This window comes from Bradyrhizobium sp. USDA 376, assembly GCF_054063675.1.
Genome location: NZ_JBSSGN010000001.1, coordinates 5,649,245 through 5,667,420, shown reverse-complemented (window position 1 = coordinate 5,667,420; position 18,176 = coordinate 5,649,245). Strand labels below are relative to the sequence as shown.

The following is an 18,176-nucleotide window of genomic DNA, read 5'->3' as shown; positions in this document are numbered from 1 at the left end:
CTCATTGACAGGTCAGCTGCTGTTCGAACCAGCCGCCCAGCCGTTCCGACAGCGGCGGCCACATCCGCTGGAAGCTTTCGAGCTTGACGACATTGGCGCGGTACATCGCCCGCAACTCCTGTTCGATGGCCGGCAGGTCAACACCCATACAGACCCCGTCCCGCGCGATCGTCTTGCCGGCGACGACGACCTCCTTCACCAGAGATGCGTTGCCGCGCGCGAACAGCAGCGCCATGGGATCGACCGGCATGATCCGGTCGCGATCGAGCCGGTCGAGGTCGATCACGACGAAGTCGGCGGGGTTGCCGGCAGCGAGCTCCCCGCTCCCCGGCGCGCCGGTGGCGCGGCGTCCGTTGCGGACGGCGAGCGAAAACATCTCGGCCGGCGTCCATGTCGCCTTGAAGCCGAGACCGCCATGGGCCATCTGCACCAGCCGCATCTCGCGCAGGATGTCGTCGTCCTCGTCCAGCGCCAGCCCGTCGACGCCGACAGTGATGGCGCAGCCGCACTTGTGCGCGGCGGCGATCGGGGCGAGGCCCGAGCGCAGATGCATGTTCGAGCTGAAATTGGTGACGATGCGCGCGCCGGAGGTTGCGATCATCTCCAGCTCGTCGGGACGGGCGTGGATGCAGTGCGCCAGCGTCAGCCGCTCCGAGAGGAAGCCGATGTCGCGCAGCCAGCGCACCATGTCGGGAAAATGCTGGTCGGCCCAGGCGCGCTGGTACACGGTTTCCAGGAGGTGCATGTGAATGCGCCGGCCGGTCCGCGCGGAGTTCTCGGCGACCGCCTCCAGCAGCGGCTTCGAACACCATTGCACGCCGGCGGGCCCGAGCTGCACGTCCATCATCGGGCCGGCGATCGCGGCCGCAATGGCATCGGTCAGCTCGATATACGCTTTGGGCGACATCGGCGCGCGGACGAAGAGATCCTCGATGGACTTGCGATCGTCGCGGCCAAGCCCTGCGAGCACCGGCTCGGCATCGCCGTAGACGATCGGATTCTGGTCACGCACGGCCATCGCAAACGCGATGCGGATGCCGACCTCGGATGCAGCCTTTGCGATGGCTTTGGCTTCCTCCACCAAGGGCATCGTTCCGCTCGGGCGGGTATAGTGCACCATCATGGCCGCGCAGCCGGCCTTGGCGGAACGAGCCAGGGCAGAGGCCGCGGCGAGGTAGGGATCAACAGGTGTGCCGAGCGCCGTGCGCAGGATCCAGCTTTCCAGGGGCATGCCGACCGCACCGAAGGACGAGGCTGTGGCGCGGGCATGATCATGGGCGTTGACGAACGCCGGAATGACGAAGGAGCGAGGCCCCGGCCCCGCTCGTTCCGAGATATCGGTGATCACACCGCCGTCGTGCCGCAGCACGACATTATCGCTGACGCCGCGGTCAGGGCCACGGAACAGGCTGGATGCCGAAATGTCCGTGGCCATGGCTGTCCCTCCGAAATCAGTTGGCAGTATACACCAGCTCCCGCTCTGCGCGCGGCGGCAGGAATTCGCGCGAGAATACCTCTGCAGGCGTCGGCGCGCGGGCGAGCTGATAGCCCTCGACCACGATGCCGATGGCGCGCGTCATGCGGTCGTCCTTGATGTCGCCGATGCCGATCTCCTTCATCTCCGGCGAGACGATCAGCTTCTCGAAGGAATATTGCAGCCGGCGCTTCTCGACATCGGCGTTGATGAGGTTGTCGTAATTCAGCGCCGCCTTCATGCCGGCATTCTGGTCCTTGGCGACCGCGATCGCGCCCTTGTTGATGGCGCGCACGAGACCCGCGACGGCCTTCGGGTTCGACGCGATCAGCTTCTTCGAGACCATCACGCCGTTGGAATAGAGATCGAGACCGTACTCACCGAACGAGAACCATTTGAAGTCCTTGTCCGGGTCCTGGCGGTTGAGCACCAGGTTGAAGTAGCTGGTGATGTTGAAGACGAGCGCAGCGTCGATGTCGCCCTTGATCAGCATCGGCTCCTGTAGGTTCGGCGCCATGTTGGAGATCTTGATCTTCTCGCCGTCGAGCCCGTTCTTGCGGGTGAACACCGGCAAAAGGCGTGTCGTCGGCGTGCCCTGCGCGCCGCCGAGGGTGTGACCTTCGAAATCCTTGATGGTGTTGATGCCGCTGGTCTTCTTGGCGACGATCGCGAATGGCGGTTGGTTCCACATCATGTAGACCATGACGGGTGCCTCCTGCGGCTTGCTCGAGGCGTTCTGGATGATGGCGTTGACATCGCCGAAGCCGGCATCATAGGCCCCGGACATCACGCGCGTGACGGTGGCGCCGGAGCCCTCGCCCTGGTCGATGACGACGTTGAGGCCCTCCTCCTTGAAGAAGCCGTTGTCCTTGGCATAGAAGAACGCGGCGTCGCTGCCTTGCGTCTTCCAGCCCAGCGTGAACTTGATCGTGGTGTCTTCCGCCATGGCGGCGCCTGCGGACAGGGCCAATCCCAGCAGCGCGGCAGTTACGTTTCTCAACATCGAGACCTCCTCAAGCTTCGTTGCGTGACGGTTTGAAAATCAGGTGGCGATCACGTCGTTCTTGCGCGTTGCCCAGCCGGTGACCTGTCCTTCGATCAGCGAGAACACGACGTAGAGCGCGACGCCGAGACCGGCGAGCACGAACAGGCCGGCGAACACCAGCGGCACGTTGAAATTGGAGGACGCGGTCATCATGACGTTGCCGATGCCGCGGTTGGAGGCGACCGTCTCCGACAGCACCGCGCCGACGAAAGCGTAGGAGATCGCAACCTTCAGCGAGGCGAAGAAGAATGGCATGGTCCGGGGCAGACCGACATTCCAGAGGATGTCGAGCTTGCTGGCGCCCAGCGCCTTCAGCACGTCCTCGAGCTCGGGCTCGGTGGTCGCCAAGCCCGTGGCGATATTGACGACGATCGGGAAGAAGCAGATCGACAGTGCCGTCAGCACCGCCGGCACCGTGCCGGAGCCGAACCACAGCACGAAGATCGGCACCACCGCGACCTTGGGAATCGAGGAGAAGCCGATCAGAAGCGGATAGCAGGTGTCGTAGGCGGTCTTGGACACACCGATGATCGCGCCAAGGGCGACGCCGAGCGCAACGCCAAGGACGAAGCCGAACATGGTGGTGGCGAGCGTCTGCACGATGTGCGGCCACAGCACCGGGAAGCGCTGAACGAGCGTCACAAACACCTGCGAGGGTCGCGGCAGCACCAGGTCCGACATGCCCGTCATCAGGCAGAACAGCTCCCAGGCGACGAAGAACAGCACGATCAGCCCCGCCGACCACGCCTTCTGCCTGATATCGATCCCGAACATCAGCCTGCTCCCTGCTGCGCTGCGCTGCGCGCATCCTCGATGAAGGCGCGCAGCTTCTGATTCAGCGCGACGAAATCCGGCTCGAAGGTCATGGCGACCGTGCGCGGCCGCGCGAACTCGACGCGGCTGTCGTCGAGGATGCGGCCGGGTCGCGCGCTCATCACGCAGATGCGGCTCGCAAGGAAGCCGGCCTCGCGCAGGTCATGGGTGACCAGCAGCACGGTCGGCTTGTGCGTCATCCAGAGGTTCTGGAGGATCGCCCACAGCTCCTCGCGCGTGAACTGGTCGAGCGCGCCGAAGGGCTCATCTAGCAGCAGCATGCGCGGCTCGTGGATCAGCGCGCGGCAGAGATTGGCGCGCTGAAGCATGCCGCCGGAAAGCTGCCAGGGATAGCGGTTGCCAAATCCCCGGAGGCCGACCTGCTCGAGCAGTGCGTTGGCCTTGTCGCGGAATTCGGTCTTGCGCAGCTTGCGGAAGTTGGAGCGGAACGGCTCGACGATCTTCAGCGGCAGCATGATGTTCCGCTCGATCGTCATCCACGGCAGCATGGTCGGGTTCTGGAACGCCATCCCGACCCGCATCGCCCGCGCCGCGACCTCGCGGCCGCCGACGATGACGACACCGCTGGTCGGCTGCACCAGGCCGCTGACGAGCCGCAAAATGGTCGATTTGCCGCATCCGGACGGGCCGACCAGTGCGACAAACTCGCCGTCGGCGATCCTCAAGCTGGTCTTCGACAAAGCCGGCACGGCGCGGTCGCCGCGTCCGAAGGTCACGGACGCCTCGGACAGCTCGATGGCGGTCGCGCCTTCCGGAACGGGCTGGCCGTCAAACTGGGACTTGGGTTGCATGCGCATCACACCAAAAGTGCATGCAAGCTGGGTGCCAGCCGCCGATACCCGCGAAATCAATGATTTGGCCAAATCGCCCGCCGAATGGCCGGATTCGATTTAGGCAATCCAGACACCAAACTGCATGCAATTGGAGCGCTGGATTGGCGCAAGCCTGTGCTAAAGAGAGGTTTCGACCTTCCCTCAAGGATTCGCCGATGGCGGCGCGCGCGAGCACCAAGACTTCTGAATCGTCGGACAAGGTCAGCGTGATCTGCCGCGCGTTGCGGCGTGCCATCATCGAGCCAGCAGGCGCTCGAGCCCGGCGCCAAGCTGCCGGAGGATGCGCTCGGCGAACGCTTCGGCGTCAGCCGCACCATTGCCCGCCATGCGCTGGGGCAGCTCGCCGCCGAGGGCCTCGTCGAGCTCCGCCGCAACCGGATCGCGGTGGTGGCGACGCCGAGCTGGCAGGAGGCGCGCGACGCCTTCGACATCCGCATCGAGCTCGAGCGCCTCGTCGTCCGTCAGCTCGCGGGCAAGCTGACCAAGGCGCAGATCGCCGAGCTGAATGCCCATGTCGACGCCGAGGATCGCGCCCGCGGCGGCACGGATGCGGTCTCGATCCGGCTCGCCACCGAATTCCACATCCTGCTCGCCCACATGACGAACAGCCCGATCCTGGTGCGCTATGTCAGCGAGGTCGCCTATCGCTGCTGCCTGACGCTGTCGCTCTACAGCCGGCCGCATTCCACCGAATGCGCCATCAATGAGCATCGCGCGATCATTTCAGCGCTCGCCAAGGGCGACGAGGCCAAGGTGATGGATTTGATGCATCATCACCTGGATTCCGTGGCCAATCGCGCATTGGTCGCTCCCACTCCGCAGCGCGGCCGTGATCTCCTCGATATTCTTGCGCCCTACGCCGATGAGGTGACGAGCGACCGCGTCGTCAAGCTGCCGAAGGTCGCGCGAAGAAGCTAGGCTTCAATCCCGCGCTGGACGAGGATGCGCTCGGCGCTGTCGTTCCAGACGTCCATTTTCACGATCTGGCCGCCCCTCACGACGAAGCGATCGACATAGCGATTGCCCTCGAACGGGGTGCCGTCCATCCACTCGCCATAGAGCGTGCCGACGCTGTAGACCACGGTCTCGTCCGCGCCCGGACAGACGTCGAACCGGTCCATCTTCTTCTTGACCCAGCGATAGCGCCTGGCGTTGAAGCCAGTCGGCCCGCGCGGATGATCGAACTCGCGCCCGCCGGTGAACGTGATCGCCGTGCCGGGCTTCATGTAGGCCGCGGCGGCGTCGGGATCGGGTATCATCGAGGCCGTCAGGTAAGCCTCCACGATCTCGGCGTCGGTCATCGGGCGTTCGGCTTTGGCGGGAGCGGACATGGGGTTCTCCGAGGGTGCCGACATTCTACAATTCAGGCCTCAAAGTGCATGCACATTTTTTGAACAATCCGACACCTTGGCTGCACACAATCTGGAGCTGCCCGCTCCCTCGGCTTCCGCTAGGCTACCACACCTGAATTCGACGCCATGACCACCCAAGCCGCCTTCGACCTGATCTTCCGCAACGCGCTGTTGCGCTCATCCGCCGCGCCCGTCGATATCGGCGTGAAGGACGGCCGCATCGTCGCGATTGAGCCAAAGCTCGCCTGCGAGACCGTCGAGGTCGACCTCGGCGGGCACCTCGCCCTGCCCGGCTTCGTCGACACCCACATCCATCTCGACAAGGCCTGCCTGCTCGGCCGCTGCGGCCACAATCACGGCAGCGTCTCGGAGGCGATCCGCGCCGTGGCGGGGATGAAGAAGGATTTCACGGTCGAGGACGTCTACGCCCGCGGCGCAAAAGTGCTCGAACGCGCCATCGTGCACGGCACGACGCGGATGCGTACGCATGTTGAGATCGATCCGCGCATTGGCCTCCGCGGCTTCGAGGCGGTCAAGTCGCTCAAGCGCGACCATGCCTGGGCGATCGACCTCGAACTCTGCGTCTTCCCGCAGGAAGGCTTGACCAACGATCCCGGAGCCGAGGAGCTGCTGATCCAGGCGCTGCGCAACGGCGGCGAGGTCATCGGCGGCTGTCCCTACATGGACACCGACCCGAACGCCCATCTCGCGCGCATCTTCGACCTCGCTGAGGAATTCGACGTCGACGTCGACCTCCATCTCGATTTCGATCTCGATCCCTCATGGTGGCATCTCGACGAGGTCTGCCGGCAGACCGAGCGGCGCAACTACGGGGGACGCGTGGCAATCGGCCATGCCACCAAGCTGTCGGCATTGCCGCCGGATCGGATGAAAGCTGCCACCGCGCAACTGGCGAAATCAGGCGTTGCCGTCACGGTGCTGCCCGCGACCGATCTCTACCTGATGGGACGCGAGGCCACCCACAATGCGCCGCGCGGGCTGACGCTCGCCCATAAGCTCGCGGCCGACGGCGTGCTGTGCTCGGTTGCGACCAACAACGTGCTCAATCCCTTCACGCCGTTCGGCGACGCCTCGCTGCTGCGGATGGCGAACTTCTACGCCAATGTCGCACATGCCTCGGTCAGCGACTTCGACACCTGCCTCGATCTCGTGACCGAACTGCCGGCGCGGCTGATGAACCTCGGTGACTACGGCATCAAGGTCGGCAATCCCGCCGATCTGATCGTGCTCGATACCAGGGACAGCCGATTCGCCATCGCCGAGCTGCCTGACGTGATGATGGGCTTCCGGGGTGGCCGGCAGACCTTCGCGCAGCAGCGGCCCGCGCTGTTCCGCCCAGGCCCGTGAACGGACGCTCACGCATATCTGCATTGCAGCGCGCCGGATTACCGTTCGATGTTACCGCTCAAAGTTCCAAAATTCCGAATCCGGTACTCTCCCGGATAGTAGATTCTCCCCGAATTCCCGATAGGTGCACGCAATGCAAGTCCCGCGGTGCCGGTCATGGTGAGACCGCACTGATGTCTGCATTCAACGGGGAAGCATGGACATGTTCAGCGCATTCAGCAGCATCGACTCTCATTCCATTCGGGCCGGAACGCCTGCCGAGACCGCCGTCAAGCGGCTGAACGGCATCGGCGAGGTCCTGTCAGGCCTCGATCTCTCGGCGATCCGCACCGAGGAGGATATGGCCCGCGCGCTGTGGACGCTCGAGACCGCTGACAAGTGCATTCGCATGATCCTCGCCGAGTTCCGCACTGAGCGTACGACCGTAGTTGCCCGGGAAGCCAAAAGCCTGATCGACTTGATCGACCGCGCCCGCGACGAGCTCACGGGCTGTTGCGCGGCGTAATCTTGAACCGGATCCGCGCTATTTCGCGCGATTGATCTTCGCCAGGATCCGATCCGCTTCGGTGCGCCAGTCCGCACTGCGGGCAAACTCCTTGGTCCCCTTGGGTCCAAACAGCCCTTCATCGGCGAGATCGGCCACCCAGGCCTGGCGCTCGGCCGTGCCTTGCGCGGACCACGGCGTCAGCCCCGCCTCGCGCACGGTCTCGGCGACCTCGCGCACCTCCTCGGCACGGCGGCGGCCGTGCTCGATCACGCGCTGGAAGAAATAGGCGCCCTGCTTCTCCCAGTTGATGGCAGGGAATGTCTCGGTGAGTGACGCCAGCATGGCATCCTCGACGCCATAGGCGCGCGCGGTCGTAAAACTCTCGATGACCATGGCCTCGAGGCCCTTGATCATGATGCTGCGGCACATCTTCACTGCGGAGGACACACCTAACTTGTCGCTCGCAACCTTCGCCGCAAAGCCGATCGCGTTCAGCAGCGGCTCCAGCTCCCTCGCGCCGGACCCGCCGAGCAGCAGCGGCACCTTGATGCGATATGGCGGCACCGAGGTCATCACCGCGCCCTCGACATAGCGCCCCGCCGCGCCGTCGATCAGCGCCGCGGCGCGCTGCTTGGCGCCGGGAGACGCCGAGTTGAAATCGAGGAACCAGGTGCCCTGGTTGATCGCGGCCGCGCAGGCCTTTGCGACCGGCACGGCCTGGCTCGCCGTGACGGCAGAGATGATGAAGTCGGATTTCGCGGTCAGCTCGGCGTGGGACGCCGCGAGCGTTACGCCGAATTTCGCCGCATGCTCCCTTAGCGGCGCGCCCTGCTCGCCCCCGAGCTTGATGTCATAGGCTGAGACCTTGATGTCCTGCTGGCGCAAATCCTCGGCCAGAATCCTGCCGACCTCACCATAGCCGACCAGTCCGATCTGCCAGCGCCTGGGATCACCCGCCATCAGTTCAATCCTCGCGTCGTCTCGTCGAACAATTCTTCGACCACATAGCGGCGCGGGATCAGCGCCTGCTGGAATGCATAGTCGATGATCAGCTCAAGCGGTTTTCTGTTGGCTTCGATCCCGAACGGAACGAGGTCGGGCGTCGCCGCCGGTCCCGCCTGCGCCTTGTTCCACTTGAGCAGATCATAGACGCCTGCGACCACATCGGGGCGCGATATTGCTAGGCTCTCTGTCACGACCACGAGATGGTTGACCGGCACGACGCCGCGACGGGCGTACCACTTCGCCGCCTCCGCGGCCGGATCAGGGAAGAGCGGCTTCAGTTTGGGATTATCAGAGGTCTCGCCGAGCACGGCATCGAGCTCACCGTCGAGCAGCATCTGCAACACCTTCTTGTCCTTGGGCGCGCGCTCCGTGGTGTCGACATATTCGGCCACGTGCGGATCCTCGAAGGTGATCCAGCGGATCTTGTCGAGATTGACGCCGTAGTCGTTGGCGAGGATGCCCCTGATCCAGGCGCCCGTCGTGGTCGTGAACGAGCGGATGCCGACGCGTTTGCCTTCGAGATCGGACGGCCCGAGCGTTCCGTGCGCAGGATTATAGAGCGCGTAGGAATGCTGGAAGCGCCCGAGGATGGTTGCCGGCAGCAGCACCAGCGGCTTGCCGTGCGCCTTCGCCATCAGATAGGTGACGATCGCCATCTCGCAGACGTCGAAGGCCTGCTCGCGCACCATCGGCTTGAACGCCGTGTTGGTCGGCGTGTACTCGATGAAGTCGAGCTCGAAGAGGTCGGAGCGGAGCGCGCCGCTCTTCACCGCCTGCACATGGGGATGACTGCCGAGCACGGCTTTCAGCTTGAGACGTTCCATCCGCCCGCTCCGCTTCTCGCGAGCATGATCCGGAAAAGTGTGCAGCGGTTTTCCGAATAGATCATGCTCAAACAATATTACGCTTCAGACGTCCTCGGGATTGTCGACATAGACGAGGCCCGCCTTCGCCAGCGCCTCGCGCATGCTGTACATATCGAGGCCGAGCTCGCCCGAGGCCAGGCGCTTACGCTTGCCGCCTTCATCCGCGTTGCGCTTCTTCGCCTTCTCGGCCACCTCGGCCGCATAGCGTTTCGGCACCACGACAACGCCGTCGTCATCGGCAACGATGATGTCGCCGGGGTCGACATTCACGCCGGCACAGACCACGGGAACGTTGACCGAGCCGAGCGTAGCCTTCACGGTGCCCTTGGCCGAGACCGCGCGCGACCACACCGGGAAATTCATCTCGTGCAGCGCTTTGACGTCGCGGCAGCCGGCATCGATGATCAGCCCCTGCACGCCTCGCGCCTGCAGCGAGGTGGCGAGCAGCTCTCCGAACATGCCGTCGGTATTGTCGGTGGTGCAGCCGACGACGAGGATGTCGCCCTTTTTGCATTGCTCGACCGCGACATGGATCATCCAGTTGTCACCGGGCTGCGCCAGCACGGTGACCGCGGGACCGGCGATCGACGCACCGGCCCAGACCGGGCGCAGATAGGGCTTCATCAGGCCGAGGCGGCCATAGGCCTCGTGCACGGTGGAGACGCCGTACTCCGCCATGCCGGCGGGATCGGCACGCTCGATGTTGCGGACGACGACGGGCTTCATGCCAGCTCCTCCGCAACGGTCGGGAACAGGCGCTGATAGGCCTCGCCGTAGGTCATGGGAACGCCGGTATTGCGGCTGCCCTGGATGCCGCGGTTGAGAGCGACGCGCTCGTAATAGCCCCAGAGGTGCTTCTGCGCGGCGAGGATCTGGAACGCCTCGTATTTCTCCTTCCAGACCTCGTCGATCTTGAGGATCGTGTCGGGCTTGTAATTGCACTGCTCAGGCTGATGCGGCTCGAACAGGAACACCGGCGGCGCCGAGTATTTGTACTGCGCGCCGGGCTTATGCCCCATGGCCTGCGCCACGACGCGCGTCTCCTGCGCGAAATGCGCCGCGTTCGGATGGTCGAAATTATAGGGGTCTTCGAGCGCGTGCGTCAGCACGAAGCTCGGATTGAGCTCGCGGTAGATGTCGACCATGCGGTCGAAATGCGCCTCGGTCAGTTTCAGCGGATAGTCGCCGCAGTCGAAGAACTCGATCTCGGCGCCTAACAGCTTGGCCGCCCGCTCCGCCTCGTCCTTGCGGCCGGCCTTGACCGATTCCAGCGTCGCGCCCTTTTCCTTCCACGCGAACTGGCTCTCGCCGCGCTCGCCGAAGGACATGCAGACGATCTTCATGCGATAGCCCTTCTTCGCATGCAGCGCGATGGCGCCGCCGGCGCGCCAGACGAAATCGCCGGGATGGGCGGTGACGACGAGACCTGTTTTCATGGGACAAACTCCCCTCTCTCATTCGTAAGCATCATAGGCCGCCTGCGTCATGCCGGCAGCAAGTTCGTTCAGGCAGCAGCGGCCACCGGTTCCTCGCCATCGAGCACGCGGCGCAAGCGCTCGCCATCGAGTGCGCCTTCCCATTTGGCAATCGCGATGGTCGCGACCGCGTTCCCGATCAGGTTGGTCGGCGTCAGCCCCTGCGACATCAGCCGGTGGATGCCGAGCACCAGCGCCACGCTGGTCACCGGAATGGTGCCGGTCGCCGACAGCGTTGCCGCCAGCACGACGAAGGCCGCGCCTGCGATTCCCGCCGCGCCCTTGGAGGTCACGAGCAGGATCAGCAAGAGCTCGATCTGCTCGGCGAGGCCGAACGGCGTGTTGGTCGCTTGCGCCAGGAACACCGAGGCGGCGGCGAGATACAGGCAGGTACCGTCGAGGTTGAAGGAATAGCCGGTCGGGATCACCAGCCCGACCACGCTCTTCTCGCAGCCGGCCTTCTCCAGCTTGGTCAGCATCCGCGGCAGCACCGTCTCCGACGAGGTCGTGGCGATGCAGATCAGCAGCTCCTCCCAGATGTAGCGGATCAGCTTGAGCAGCGAGAAGCCGCACAGCCGCGCGACGGGACCGAGCGCAATGACAATGAAGAGCAGGCAAGTAAGATAGAAGCCGCCGAGCAGCTTGCCGAGCGAAGCGAGCGAACCGACTCCAAATTTGCCGACCGTGAACGCAATGGCACCGAATGCCCCGACCGGCGCCGCCCACATCACGAAGCCGACGACGGAAAACACCATCTTGGCGGCGATGTCGATCAGATGGACCAGCGGCGCGGCCCGCTCGCCGAGCTGCACCAATGCAAAGCCGCACAGCACGGAGATGAACAGCACCTGGAGGATATTGCCTTCGGCAAAAGCGCCGACGAACGTCGCCGGTACGATGTTCATCAGGAACGGCACGAAGCCGATCGCCCCGGTCTGCTTGACGTAAGGCTCGATCGCGCTGGCATTGATGCTGGCGGGATCGATGTTCATGCCGACGCCGGGCCGCATCAGGTTCACGGCAATGAGCCCGATGATCAGCGCGATCGTGGTCATGATCTCGAAATAGACGATCGCCTTCACCGCGACGCGCCCGACACGCGCCATGTCGGCCATGTGGGCGATGCCGTGCACGACGGTGCAGAAAATGATCGGCGCGATCAGCATCCGGATCGCCTTGATGAAGGCGTCGCCGAGCGGCTGCATCTTGGCGCCCGCCTCGGGGCTTGCGATCCCAAGCGCGATGCCGGCCGCCATGGCGATGAGCACCTGGATCCAGAGCTCCTTCCACCAGGCGCGGCCGCGCGGCTTGTCGATCGCGATCGCCGTCATCGGTCGAACTCGAACAGGCGCGCGGGATTGTCGACGAGGATCTTCTGCTGAAACTCCGGCTCGGGGGCGAACAGCGGGATCAGATCGACGAGGTCGCCGTCATTGGGCATCACCTTGACGTTGGGATGCGGCCAGTCGGTGCCCCAAATGACGCGGTCGGGCGCGGTCTCGACGATCTTTCGCGCGAACGGCACCGCATCCGTGAATGGTGGACCGGCCGAGGACACCCGCTCGGACCCGCAGATCTTCACCCAGCACTTCTCGTCGCGCTGCATCAGCTCGATCAGGATCTTGAACGGGAGCTGATCGAGCCCGTCCGCCGACTTCACCCGCCCCATGTGGTCGATGGTGTAGCTCAGTGGCAGCCTGGTCAGCACGTCGGCATATTCAGGCAGGTCGATCGCATCGAAATGCAGATCGATGTGCCAGCCGAGCGGCGTGACCATCGCGACGATGCGGTCGAACACGCGCTTGTCGGGCACGCCGCCGAGATGGCGGACGAAATTGAAGCGGCAGCCGCGGAAGCCGCCCTCGTGCAGCACACGGAGCTCACGCTCGGTGATGCTGTCGTCGATATTGGCGACCGCGCGATAGGCGCCATTGCTCTCAGAGATCGCATCGAGCGCCACCGTGTTGTCGGTGCCGTGCACACTGGCATTGACGATGACCGCGCGCTCCACCCCGAGCTTGGCATGCAGTGCGCGAAAGTCCTCCAGCGGCGCGTCCGGCGGCGTGTAGGAACGGTCCGGCGCGTAAGGATATTTCGAGCCGGGCCCGAAGATGTGACAATGCGCGTCGCAGGACAGCTTTGGCAGCTTGAACTTCGGCGAGCGCGTGTTCGGATCGGGCGGCGGAATGGTCGGCGTGTACATCATGGCCATCACTTGAACCGCCGAGCGAGACGGTTTCTTTCAAGTCTTGCTGCTGACGACCGGTCGCCGCCGCGCAGGCGCGGCCTGGTCGAGCGCCGGCGCCTGGAACGCGGCGACGGTGGCCTGCACCAGCTGTTCGATGGCGCCCGCGGCATCGCTGCCGTCGGCCTCGCCGCGCGACAGGCGCGAGACGCGATCCGGCGTCACCAGCGAATAATAGAGTGCGCCGAGCAGGAAATGGCTCCGCCAGACGATATCGGTGCGCGGAATGTGCGGCAGACTCTCGTGGATCGCGTCGATGAAGGCGTGGCTGGTGTCATCGAAGGTCTGCGCGATGATCTTTCGCGCAACCTCGTTGCCTTCCGCCGACATCACCGCACGCAGCCGGGTGAAGCGCGCCCCGCCGCCGGCGAGATCGCTGCCCGAGGTGAAGGCCGGCACCACATAGGCGCGCACGATCGCCTCCAGCCGGTCCTGCAGATCGCGCACGCGTTTTGCGGCGGCGAGCAGCTCGGAGCGGCGCAAATTCATCGGCCCGCAATGGCGCCGGTAGATTTCCAGCAGCAGACCGTCCTTGGTCTTGAAATGATAGGTGACGCTGCCGGGATTGGCCCCGGCGGCCTGCGCGATGTCGCGCACCGAGACGGCATTGAAGCCGTTGGTGGCGAACAGCTCCTCGGCCGCGGCGAGGATCGCCTCGCGCATGTTCGGCTTGCGGGCCGATTCCTTGCTGGTGGGCTTGCGTACCATGTGATTTGTACTATCGTACAAAAGATCAGGTCTCGTCAACAAGAACCATGGGCGACGTCCGGAACGGCCGAGAGACCGCCGTCAGGGACGGAATGCCCGCAAGGAGTGCTGGGAATGCTGGGTTTGAACACAACGATCGGCCGGCTCGCCGTCGGCGCAGGCCTGCTGCTGGCAGCGAGCACCGCGCAGGCTGACAACTATCCGAGCAAGCCGGCCCACATCCTGGTGCCCTATGCGGCCGGCGGCGCGGTCGACGTGCTCGCGCGTACGCTCGGCCAGGCACTGGCCAAGATCTGGGGCCAACAGCCGGTGATCGACAACCGTCCCGGCGCCGGCGGCATCGTCGCCTCGCAGACGCTGGCGCAGGCCGCGCCTGACGGCTACACGCTGATCCTGGTCGCCAGCGGCCATCCGCTCAACCAGTTCATCTATCCGAGCGTGCCCTACGACACGTTCAGGGATTTCACCGCGATCACCGAGGTCGCCTCCTCCCCGCTCGCGATCGTCGTGGCCAAGGACAGCCCCCACAAGACGCTCGGCGATCTCCTCGCCGCCGCCAAGAAGGAGCCGGACAAGCTCTCCTACGGCATGTCCGGCAATGGCACGTCGGCGCATCTTGCCGGCGAGCTGCTCAAATACATGTCCGGCACCAAGATCGTCGCGATCCCCTACAAGGGCGGCGCGCCGGCGCTGACGGCCGTGATCGCCGGCGAGATCCCGCTCAGCATCAATCCGCTCGCGGAAGCCATCGGCCAGCTCGAAGGCGGCCCGGTGCGCGCGCTCGCGGTGACCTCGGCCGAACGCTCCAAGGCGCTGCCGGATGTTCCGACCGTCGCCGAGGCCGGCGTGTCCGGCTACGACGTCTCGGTCTGGTGGGGCGTGCTTGGTCCGGCCAAGATGCCGCCGGAGATCGTCGCGAAGCTCGAGACCGACCTCAAGGCCGCGCTGCAAGACCCCAGCGTACTGTCGACACTCGCCAAGATCGGCGCATCCCCCGTCGGCTCCTCCGCCAAGGACTTTGACGCCTACATGCATGCCGAGGCGACCAAATGGGAGCCGGTGCTGAAGGCCGCCAACATCCGCGCGCAGTAGGGCTCTTCCCATGAGCACCTCTTCTGGACGCCTTGCGCGCACCGCCCTGCTCGCGGCCGCAATCATCAGCTTGATCGGCGCGCCTGTGCGCGCCGATGGCGAAGCAAAGCTGCTGGCACCGAACGGCACCTTGCGGGTCGGCATCTATCCGGGCAGTCCGACCTCGATGGTGAATGATGCGGCCGGCAAGCCGCACGGCCTCGCCTACGATCTAGGCGGCGAGCTGGCAAAACGGCTCGGCATCGGTGTCGACTATGTCAGGTTTCAGCGCGTCGCTGACATCGTCAGCGCCATCCACGACGGCCAGGTCGATTTCACCGTGACCAACGCCACGCCGGCGCGCGCGAGCGAGGTCAGCTTCAGCCAGCCGGTACTCTCGATCGAGCTCGGCTATCTCGTTCCCGCGAACTCGCCGATCGGCAAGATCGAGGATATCGACAAACCGGGCGTGAAGATCGGCGTCACCAAGGGCTCGACCTCCGAGCGCACCCTGCCGGCGAAGTTCAAGAATGCGACCATCGTTCCCGCCGAAAGCGTCAAGGTCGCCATCGCCATGTTCGGTCGCAGCGAAATCGACCTCTACGCCACCAACAAGCCGACCCTGTTCGAGATGTCCGACCAGATGCCGGGCGCGCGCATCCTCGACGGCAATTGGGGACTGGAGCACATGGCGATCGCGATTCCCCGAGGGCGCGAGGACGCGCTTCCCCTGCTCAACCGCTTCGTGACCGAGGAGCGGTCCTCCGGTGCACTGGACACGATCCAGCAGCAGGCGGGCCTGCGCGGCGCGACCAAGGCGACGCGCGAATAGGCCTTAATTCGCCGCCTGCTCCGCGGACCGCCAGACGATCTCCGGCGGATCGCGGAAGGCGAAACGAAGAAGATGCCGCTCGACGACGCCTTCGACCTGCACGAGGAGGTCCGCGTTTTCGGCCTCAGCCTTCATCGTGAGCCTGTCGCCCACGGCTTCCAGCCGGCACGTACCAACCGAAAACGGGATCGTGCCGTGCTCTGGCGTGAACTCGACTGCGAGCTTGTGGGCAAAATGCTTGCAGAGCTGCTGGAGGTAGATGCTGGCCCGCTCGGTGGTGATCTCTGCCACGGAATGATTCATGTTCCAATGCCCTTCAGGCAGGTGGTCCGAGGTTCGTCTTGCCGGATCGCGTAAGCGCCTTGTATCTTTCCAGCAAGCTAATCGCTGCTAACGATCCCGTGAGACCATGCCGCCGCCCGTTCAGAGGTTACGCAACGACTGGAGCGCTTACGCGCCAGCCTTCGTCCCGTCCGATCTTACCACGCGCCCGGCTGGGCCGGCGGACGGGCAACCGCAACGCCATCGGCCGAATTCGTCGCAGCATTGGCCGGCACGGCACCGAAAGCCTGCCGCGCGGTCGCTTGTTTCGTCGTGCTCTTGGCCGTGGCGAGGTTCGTTCTGGTCTGGCCACCCGCTGCGAAGGCGGCGGGCGCCGCGAAGATCGCCGCTGCGGTCAAGGTCAGTGTCAGATATCGCTTCAACATCGATCGTCTCCGTTTGGCAAAAGCCTTCCCGTTCGCGCGCCGACTTGTCGCGCGCGTCGGGTCCGTTTCATCGTCTCGCTGGCCGGCGGCTGCCGGCCATTTATCTTTCTAGAAAGGTACATCGCAACTATCTTCCTAGCAAGACATCTGGAAATGAACTTTACGTCAGGAGCCCACCGTGACCGAACCGCGCTATCCCGCGGACAAGCTTCTCGCCATCAGGAAGAAGCATTGGCCGGAATCCGTCACCGCCGTCGGCGAATTCATGGTGCGCATCTACCGCCTGAACAGCCTGATGCAGGACAGCGTGGCGCAGCAGATCGCCGCGCACGACCTGTCATTCATGGAATTCGAGGTGCTGATCACGCTCCGCGGCGTCGCTCCGCCCTACGAGATGATCCCAACCGAGCTCTACCCGGCCATCCTGATCTCGTCGGGCGGACTGACCAAGGTGCTTAATTCCCTGCAGGAGCGCGGCTTCATCACGCGGGCGGAAGGCACGGCCGACAAGCGCAGCAAGCCGGTCCGGCTGACGGCCAAGGGCCGCGCGCTTGCCGAGCGCGTCATGGCCGACGTTCTCGAGCATGGCGACACAATGGTGCGTGGCGGCCTCTCGGACGCCGACATCGAGCGCGCAACGCGGTTGCTGCACAAGCTGCTGACGACGCTCGAACCTGCGAACGATTAGAATTCGGCTGCGGTGTGCTGCGCTAGCCGCATAGGGCCAAGCCCGCGCTTCAGTTGCGCGCGCTCGCTCGCATCTTCTCCGGCGGCAGCCGCAGGAAGTCGGCATCGTCATCGGCCGACGGGATCAGGATCGCGCGCTCGCGCGGCAGCGCTTCCGGCATCTCGTCGCGAATGAAGGCGACGAGCTTCTCCCTGATCTCGCAGCGCAGGTCCCAGGATTGCGGCGCATTCCTGGCGCTGACCAGCGCGCGAAGCTCGATGGTGCGCGAATCCGCGTCGATGACCTGGAGATTGACCACCTCGCCGTCCCATAGTTTCGACTGCTTCACCGCCTCCTCCAGCCAGCGCCGGATGTGCGGCACGTCGGCGCGATAATCGACATGGAGCGCGATGACGCCGATCAGGGAGGCGGTATCGCGGGTCCAGTTCTGGAACGGCCTCTCGATGAAGTACGACAGCGGCACCACCATGCGGCGCCAGTCCCAGAGCCGGATCACCACATAGGTCGAGGCGATGTCCTCGACCCAGCCCCACTCGTTCTCGATGATCACGGCATCCTCGATCCGGATCGGCTGGGTGATCGCGATCTGCAGGCCCGCGATGAGGTTGCTGAGCAGCGGACGGGCGGCAAGACCGACGATGATACCGGCAGCGCCCGCGGAGGCGAACAGGCTGACGCCGTATTGCCTCACCGAATCGAACGTCATCAGCGCTGCCGAGACCGTGATGATGACAATGATGGTATCGGTGACGCGCTTGAACACGCGCACCTGCGTGACGTGCTTGCGCGCGACGAAATTCTCGGTGACGTCGCGAAAATTCTGCAAATAGCGCGCCGCGCTCATGTCGACGACCCGGATCGAGATCCAGCCAATCAGCGCGATGAAGGCGACGACGAACAGGCGCGTGAGCGGCGTGCGGATGGTGTCGTCGAGCGGCGCGAGCGGCAGAACCAGCGCGACGGCGGCAAGACACAGCGCCAGCTGGGCCGGACCGGACGTGCGCTCGATGAACACGCTCAGAAGCGGAAGCCGGGTCCCGAAGGCGCGATTCAGCAGCCAAACGGCAAACCGATAAAGCGACAGGGCAAGCAGCATCGCTCCGGCGACCAGGCCGAGACCGATGAACCATGATGGTATCCACCCGAACATCTTGTCGATGTCGGCCATGAGGGCCTGCCAATTCAT

Annotated in this window: 20 protein-coding genes and 1 pseudogene; 6 read left to right on the top strand and 15 right to left on the bottom strand. The window is 64.7% G+C overall.

Annotated elements, in window-relative coordinates; translation table 11 throughout:
• Window position 1 precedes the first annotated feature (1 nt).
• From ACVJ19_RS26095 to ACVJ19_RS26080, 4 genes are read right to left on the bottom strand one after another with little or no spacing between them, the layout of a single operon-like run.
• Window positions 2-1,435: an amidohydrolase family protein gene (locus tag ACVJ19_RS26095; RefSeq protein WP_453951967.1), complete on the bottom strand. Its 1,434-nt coding sequence runs from the start codon at window positions 1,433-1,435 to the stop codon at window positions 2-4.
• A 16-nt stretch (window positions 1,436-1,451) separates the two neighbouring features.
• Entirely contained in the window at window positions 1,452-2,477 is a 1,026-nt protein-coding gene (locus ACVJ19_RS26090) for an ABC transporter substrate-binding protein (RefSeq protein ID WP_453951966.1), read from the bottom strand.
• Window positions 2,478-2,516: 39 nt separating this feature from the next.
• Complete coding sequence (locus ACVJ19_RS26085) at window positions 2,517-3,293, bottom strand: ABC transporter permease (RefSeq protein ID WP_212339035.1); 777 nt, start codon at window positions 3,291-3,293, stop codon at window positions 2,517-2,519.
• On the bottom strand, window positions 3,293-4,150 hold the full coding sequence (locus ACVJ19_RS26080) for an ABC transporter ATP-binding protein (RefSeq protein ID WP_453951965.1): 858 nt from the start codon (window positions 4,148-4,150) through the stop codon (window positions 3,293-3,295). Before ACVJ19_RS26080 ends, ACVJ19_RS26085 begins: the two co-directional genes overlap by 1 nt.
• 191 nt (window positions 4,151-4,341) lie before the next feature.
• Between ACVJ19_RS26080 and ACVJ19_RS26075 the strand changes: the two are divergent.
• Window positions 4,342-5,104, top strand: a pseudogene (locus ACVJ19_RS26075) (GntR family transcriptional regulator).
• Here ACVJ19_RS26075 and ACVJ19_RS26070 read toward each other — a convergent pair.
• Window positions 5,101-5,517 (bottom strand): nuclear transport factor 2 family protein, encoded by a 417-nt coding sequence (locus ACVJ19_RS26070; protein WP_453951963.1) that lies wholly within the window; start codon window positions 5,515-5,517, stop codon window positions 5,101-5,103. The pseudogene ACVJ19_RS26075 and the gene ACVJ19_RS26070 sit on opposite strands and share 4 nt — an antisense overlap.
• Before the next feature lie 147 nt (window positions 5,518-5,664).
• Here ACVJ19_RS26070 and ACVJ19_RS26065 point away from each other — a divergent pair, with 147 nt between their 5' ends.
• Both ACVJ19_RS26065 and ACVJ19_RS26060 read left to right on the top strand, forming a co-directional pair.
• The gene (locus tag ACVJ19_RS26065; protein ID WP_453951962.1) at window positions 5,665-6,906 is read left to right on the top strand and encodes an amidohydrolase family protein; all 1,242 of its coding nucleotides are present in this window, start codon (window positions 5,665-5,667) and stop codon (window positions 6,904-6,906) included.
• A 202-nt stretch (window positions 6,907-7,108) separates the two neighbouring features.
• Complete coding sequence (locus ACVJ19_RS26060) at window positions 7,109-7,411, top strand: hypothetical protein (protein WP_453951961.1); 303 nt, start codon at window positions 7,109-7,111, stop codon at window positions 7,409-7,411.
• 18 nt (window positions 7,412-7,429) lie between these two features.
• On the opposite strand, the gene ACVJ19_RS26055 is transcribed toward ACVJ19_RS26060, so the two are convergent.
• The 7 genes from ACVJ19_RS26055 to ACVJ19_RS26025 all read right to left on the bottom strand — a co-directional run bounded on the left by ACVJ19_RS26055 (window position 7,430) and on the right by ACVJ19_RS26025 (window position 13,692).
• The gene (locus ACVJ19_RS26055) at window positions 7,430-8,353 is read right to left on the bottom strand and encodes a DUF1932 domain-containing protein (protein WP_453951960.1); all 924 of its coding nucleotides are present in this window, start codon (window positions 8,351-8,353) and stop codon (window positions 7,430-7,432) included.
• Window positions 8,353-9,222, bottom strand: coding sequence for a hypothetical protein (locus ACVJ19_RS26050; RefSeq protein WP_453951959.1), 870 nt, complete (start codon window positions 9,220-9,222; stop codon window positions 8,353-8,355). The genes ACVJ19_RS26055 and ACVJ19_RS26050 overlap by 1 nt, the downstream gene beginning before the upstream one ends.
• Before the next feature lie 84 nt (window positions 9,223-9,306).
• Window positions 9,307-9,990 (bottom strand): 4-carboxy-4-hydroxy-2-oxoadipate aldolase/oxaloacetate decarboxylase, encoded by a 684-nt coding sequence (locus ACVJ19_RS26045; protein ID WP_018645598.1) that lies wholly within the window; start codon window positions 9,988-9,990, stop codon window positions 9,307-9,309.
• The gene (locus ACVJ19_RS26040) at window positions 9,987-10,700 is read right to left on the bottom strand and encodes a PIG-L deacetylase family protein (RefSeq protein ID WP_211403268.1); all 714 of its coding nucleotides are present in this window, start codon (window positions 10,698-10,700) and stop codon (window positions 9,987-9,989) included. The genes ACVJ19_RS26045 and ACVJ19_RS26040 overlap by 4 nt, the downstream gene beginning before the upstream one ends.
• A gap of 68 nt (window positions 10,701-10,768) precedes the next feature.
• Window positions 10,769-12,070, bottom strand: coding sequence for a C4-dicarboxylate transporter DctA (gene dctA, locus ACVJ19_RS26035; RefSeq protein WP_453951958.1), 1,302 nt, complete (start codon window positions 12,068-12,070; stop codon window positions 10,769-10,771).
• Window positions 12,067-12,951, bottom strand: coding sequence for an amidohydrolase family protein (locus ACVJ19_RS26030; RefSeq protein ID WP_453951957.1), 885 nt, complete (start codon window positions 12,949-12,951; stop codon window positions 12,067-12,069). Before ACVJ19_RS26030 ends, dctA begins: the two co-directional genes overlap by 4 nt.
• A gap of 30 nt (window positions 12,952-12,981) precedes the next feature.
• Window positions 12,982-13,692 (bottom strand): TetR/AcrR family transcriptional regulator, encoded by a 711-nt coding sequence (locus tag ACVJ19_RS26025; protein ID WP_212339008.1) that lies wholly within the window; start codon window positions 13,690-13,692, stop codon window positions 12,982-12,984.
• Window positions 13,693-13,806: 114 nt separating this feature from the next.
• Between ACVJ19_RS26025 and ACVJ19_RS26020 the strand changes: the two genes are divergently transcribed.
• Together ACVJ19_RS26020 and ACVJ19_RS26015 are read left to right on the top strand one after the other, a co-directional pair.
• Complete coding sequence (locus tag ACVJ19_RS26020; protein WP_453951956.1) at window positions 13,807-14,784, top strand: tripartite tricarboxylate transporter substrate binding protein; 978 nt, start codon at window positions 13,807-13,809, stop codon at window positions 14,782-14,784.
• Window positions 14,785-14,794: 10 nt separating this feature from the next.
• Entirely contained in the window at window positions 14,795-15,595 is an 801-nt protein-coding gene (locus ACVJ19_RS26015) for an ABC transporter substrate-binding protein (protein WP_453951955.1), read from the top strand.
• Window positions 15,596-15,598: 3 nt separating this feature from the next.
• On the opposite strand, the gene ACVJ19_RS26010 is transcribed toward ACVJ19_RS26015, so the two are convergent.
• On the bottom strand, window positions 15,599-15,898 hold the full coding sequence (locus ACVJ19_RS26010; RefSeq protein ID WP_453951954.1) for a DUF2218 domain-containing protein: 300 nt from the start codon (window positions 15,896-15,898) through the stop codon (window positions 15,599-15,601).
• A gap of 176 nt (window positions 15,899-16,074) precedes the next feature.
• Window positions 16,075-16,302 (bottom strand): hypothetical protein, encoded by a 228-nt coding sequence (locus ACVJ19_RS26005; RefSeq protein ID WP_453951952.1) that lies wholly within the window; start codon window positions 16,300-16,302, stop codon window positions 16,075-16,077.
• A gap of 178 nt (window positions 16,303-16,480) precedes the next feature.
• On the opposite strand from ACVJ19_RS26005, the gene ACVJ19_RS26000 reads away from it, so the two are divergent.
• Window positions 16,481-16,990: a MarR family winged helix-turn-helix transcriptional regulator gene (locus ACVJ19_RS26000; RefSeq protein WP_453951951.1), complete on the top strand. Its 510-nt coding sequence runs from the start codon at window positions 16,481-16,483 to the stop codon at window positions 16,988-16,990.
• Between the two features lie 49 nt (window positions 16,991-17,039).
• Here ACVJ19_RS26000 and ACVJ19_RS25995 read toward each other — a convergent pair whose 3' ends face one another.
• A complete protein-coding gene (locus ACVJ19_RS25995; protein ID WP_453951949.1) occupies window positions 17,040-18,176 on the bottom strand; it encodes a mechanosensitive ion channel family protein in 1,137 nt (378 codons plus the stop codon).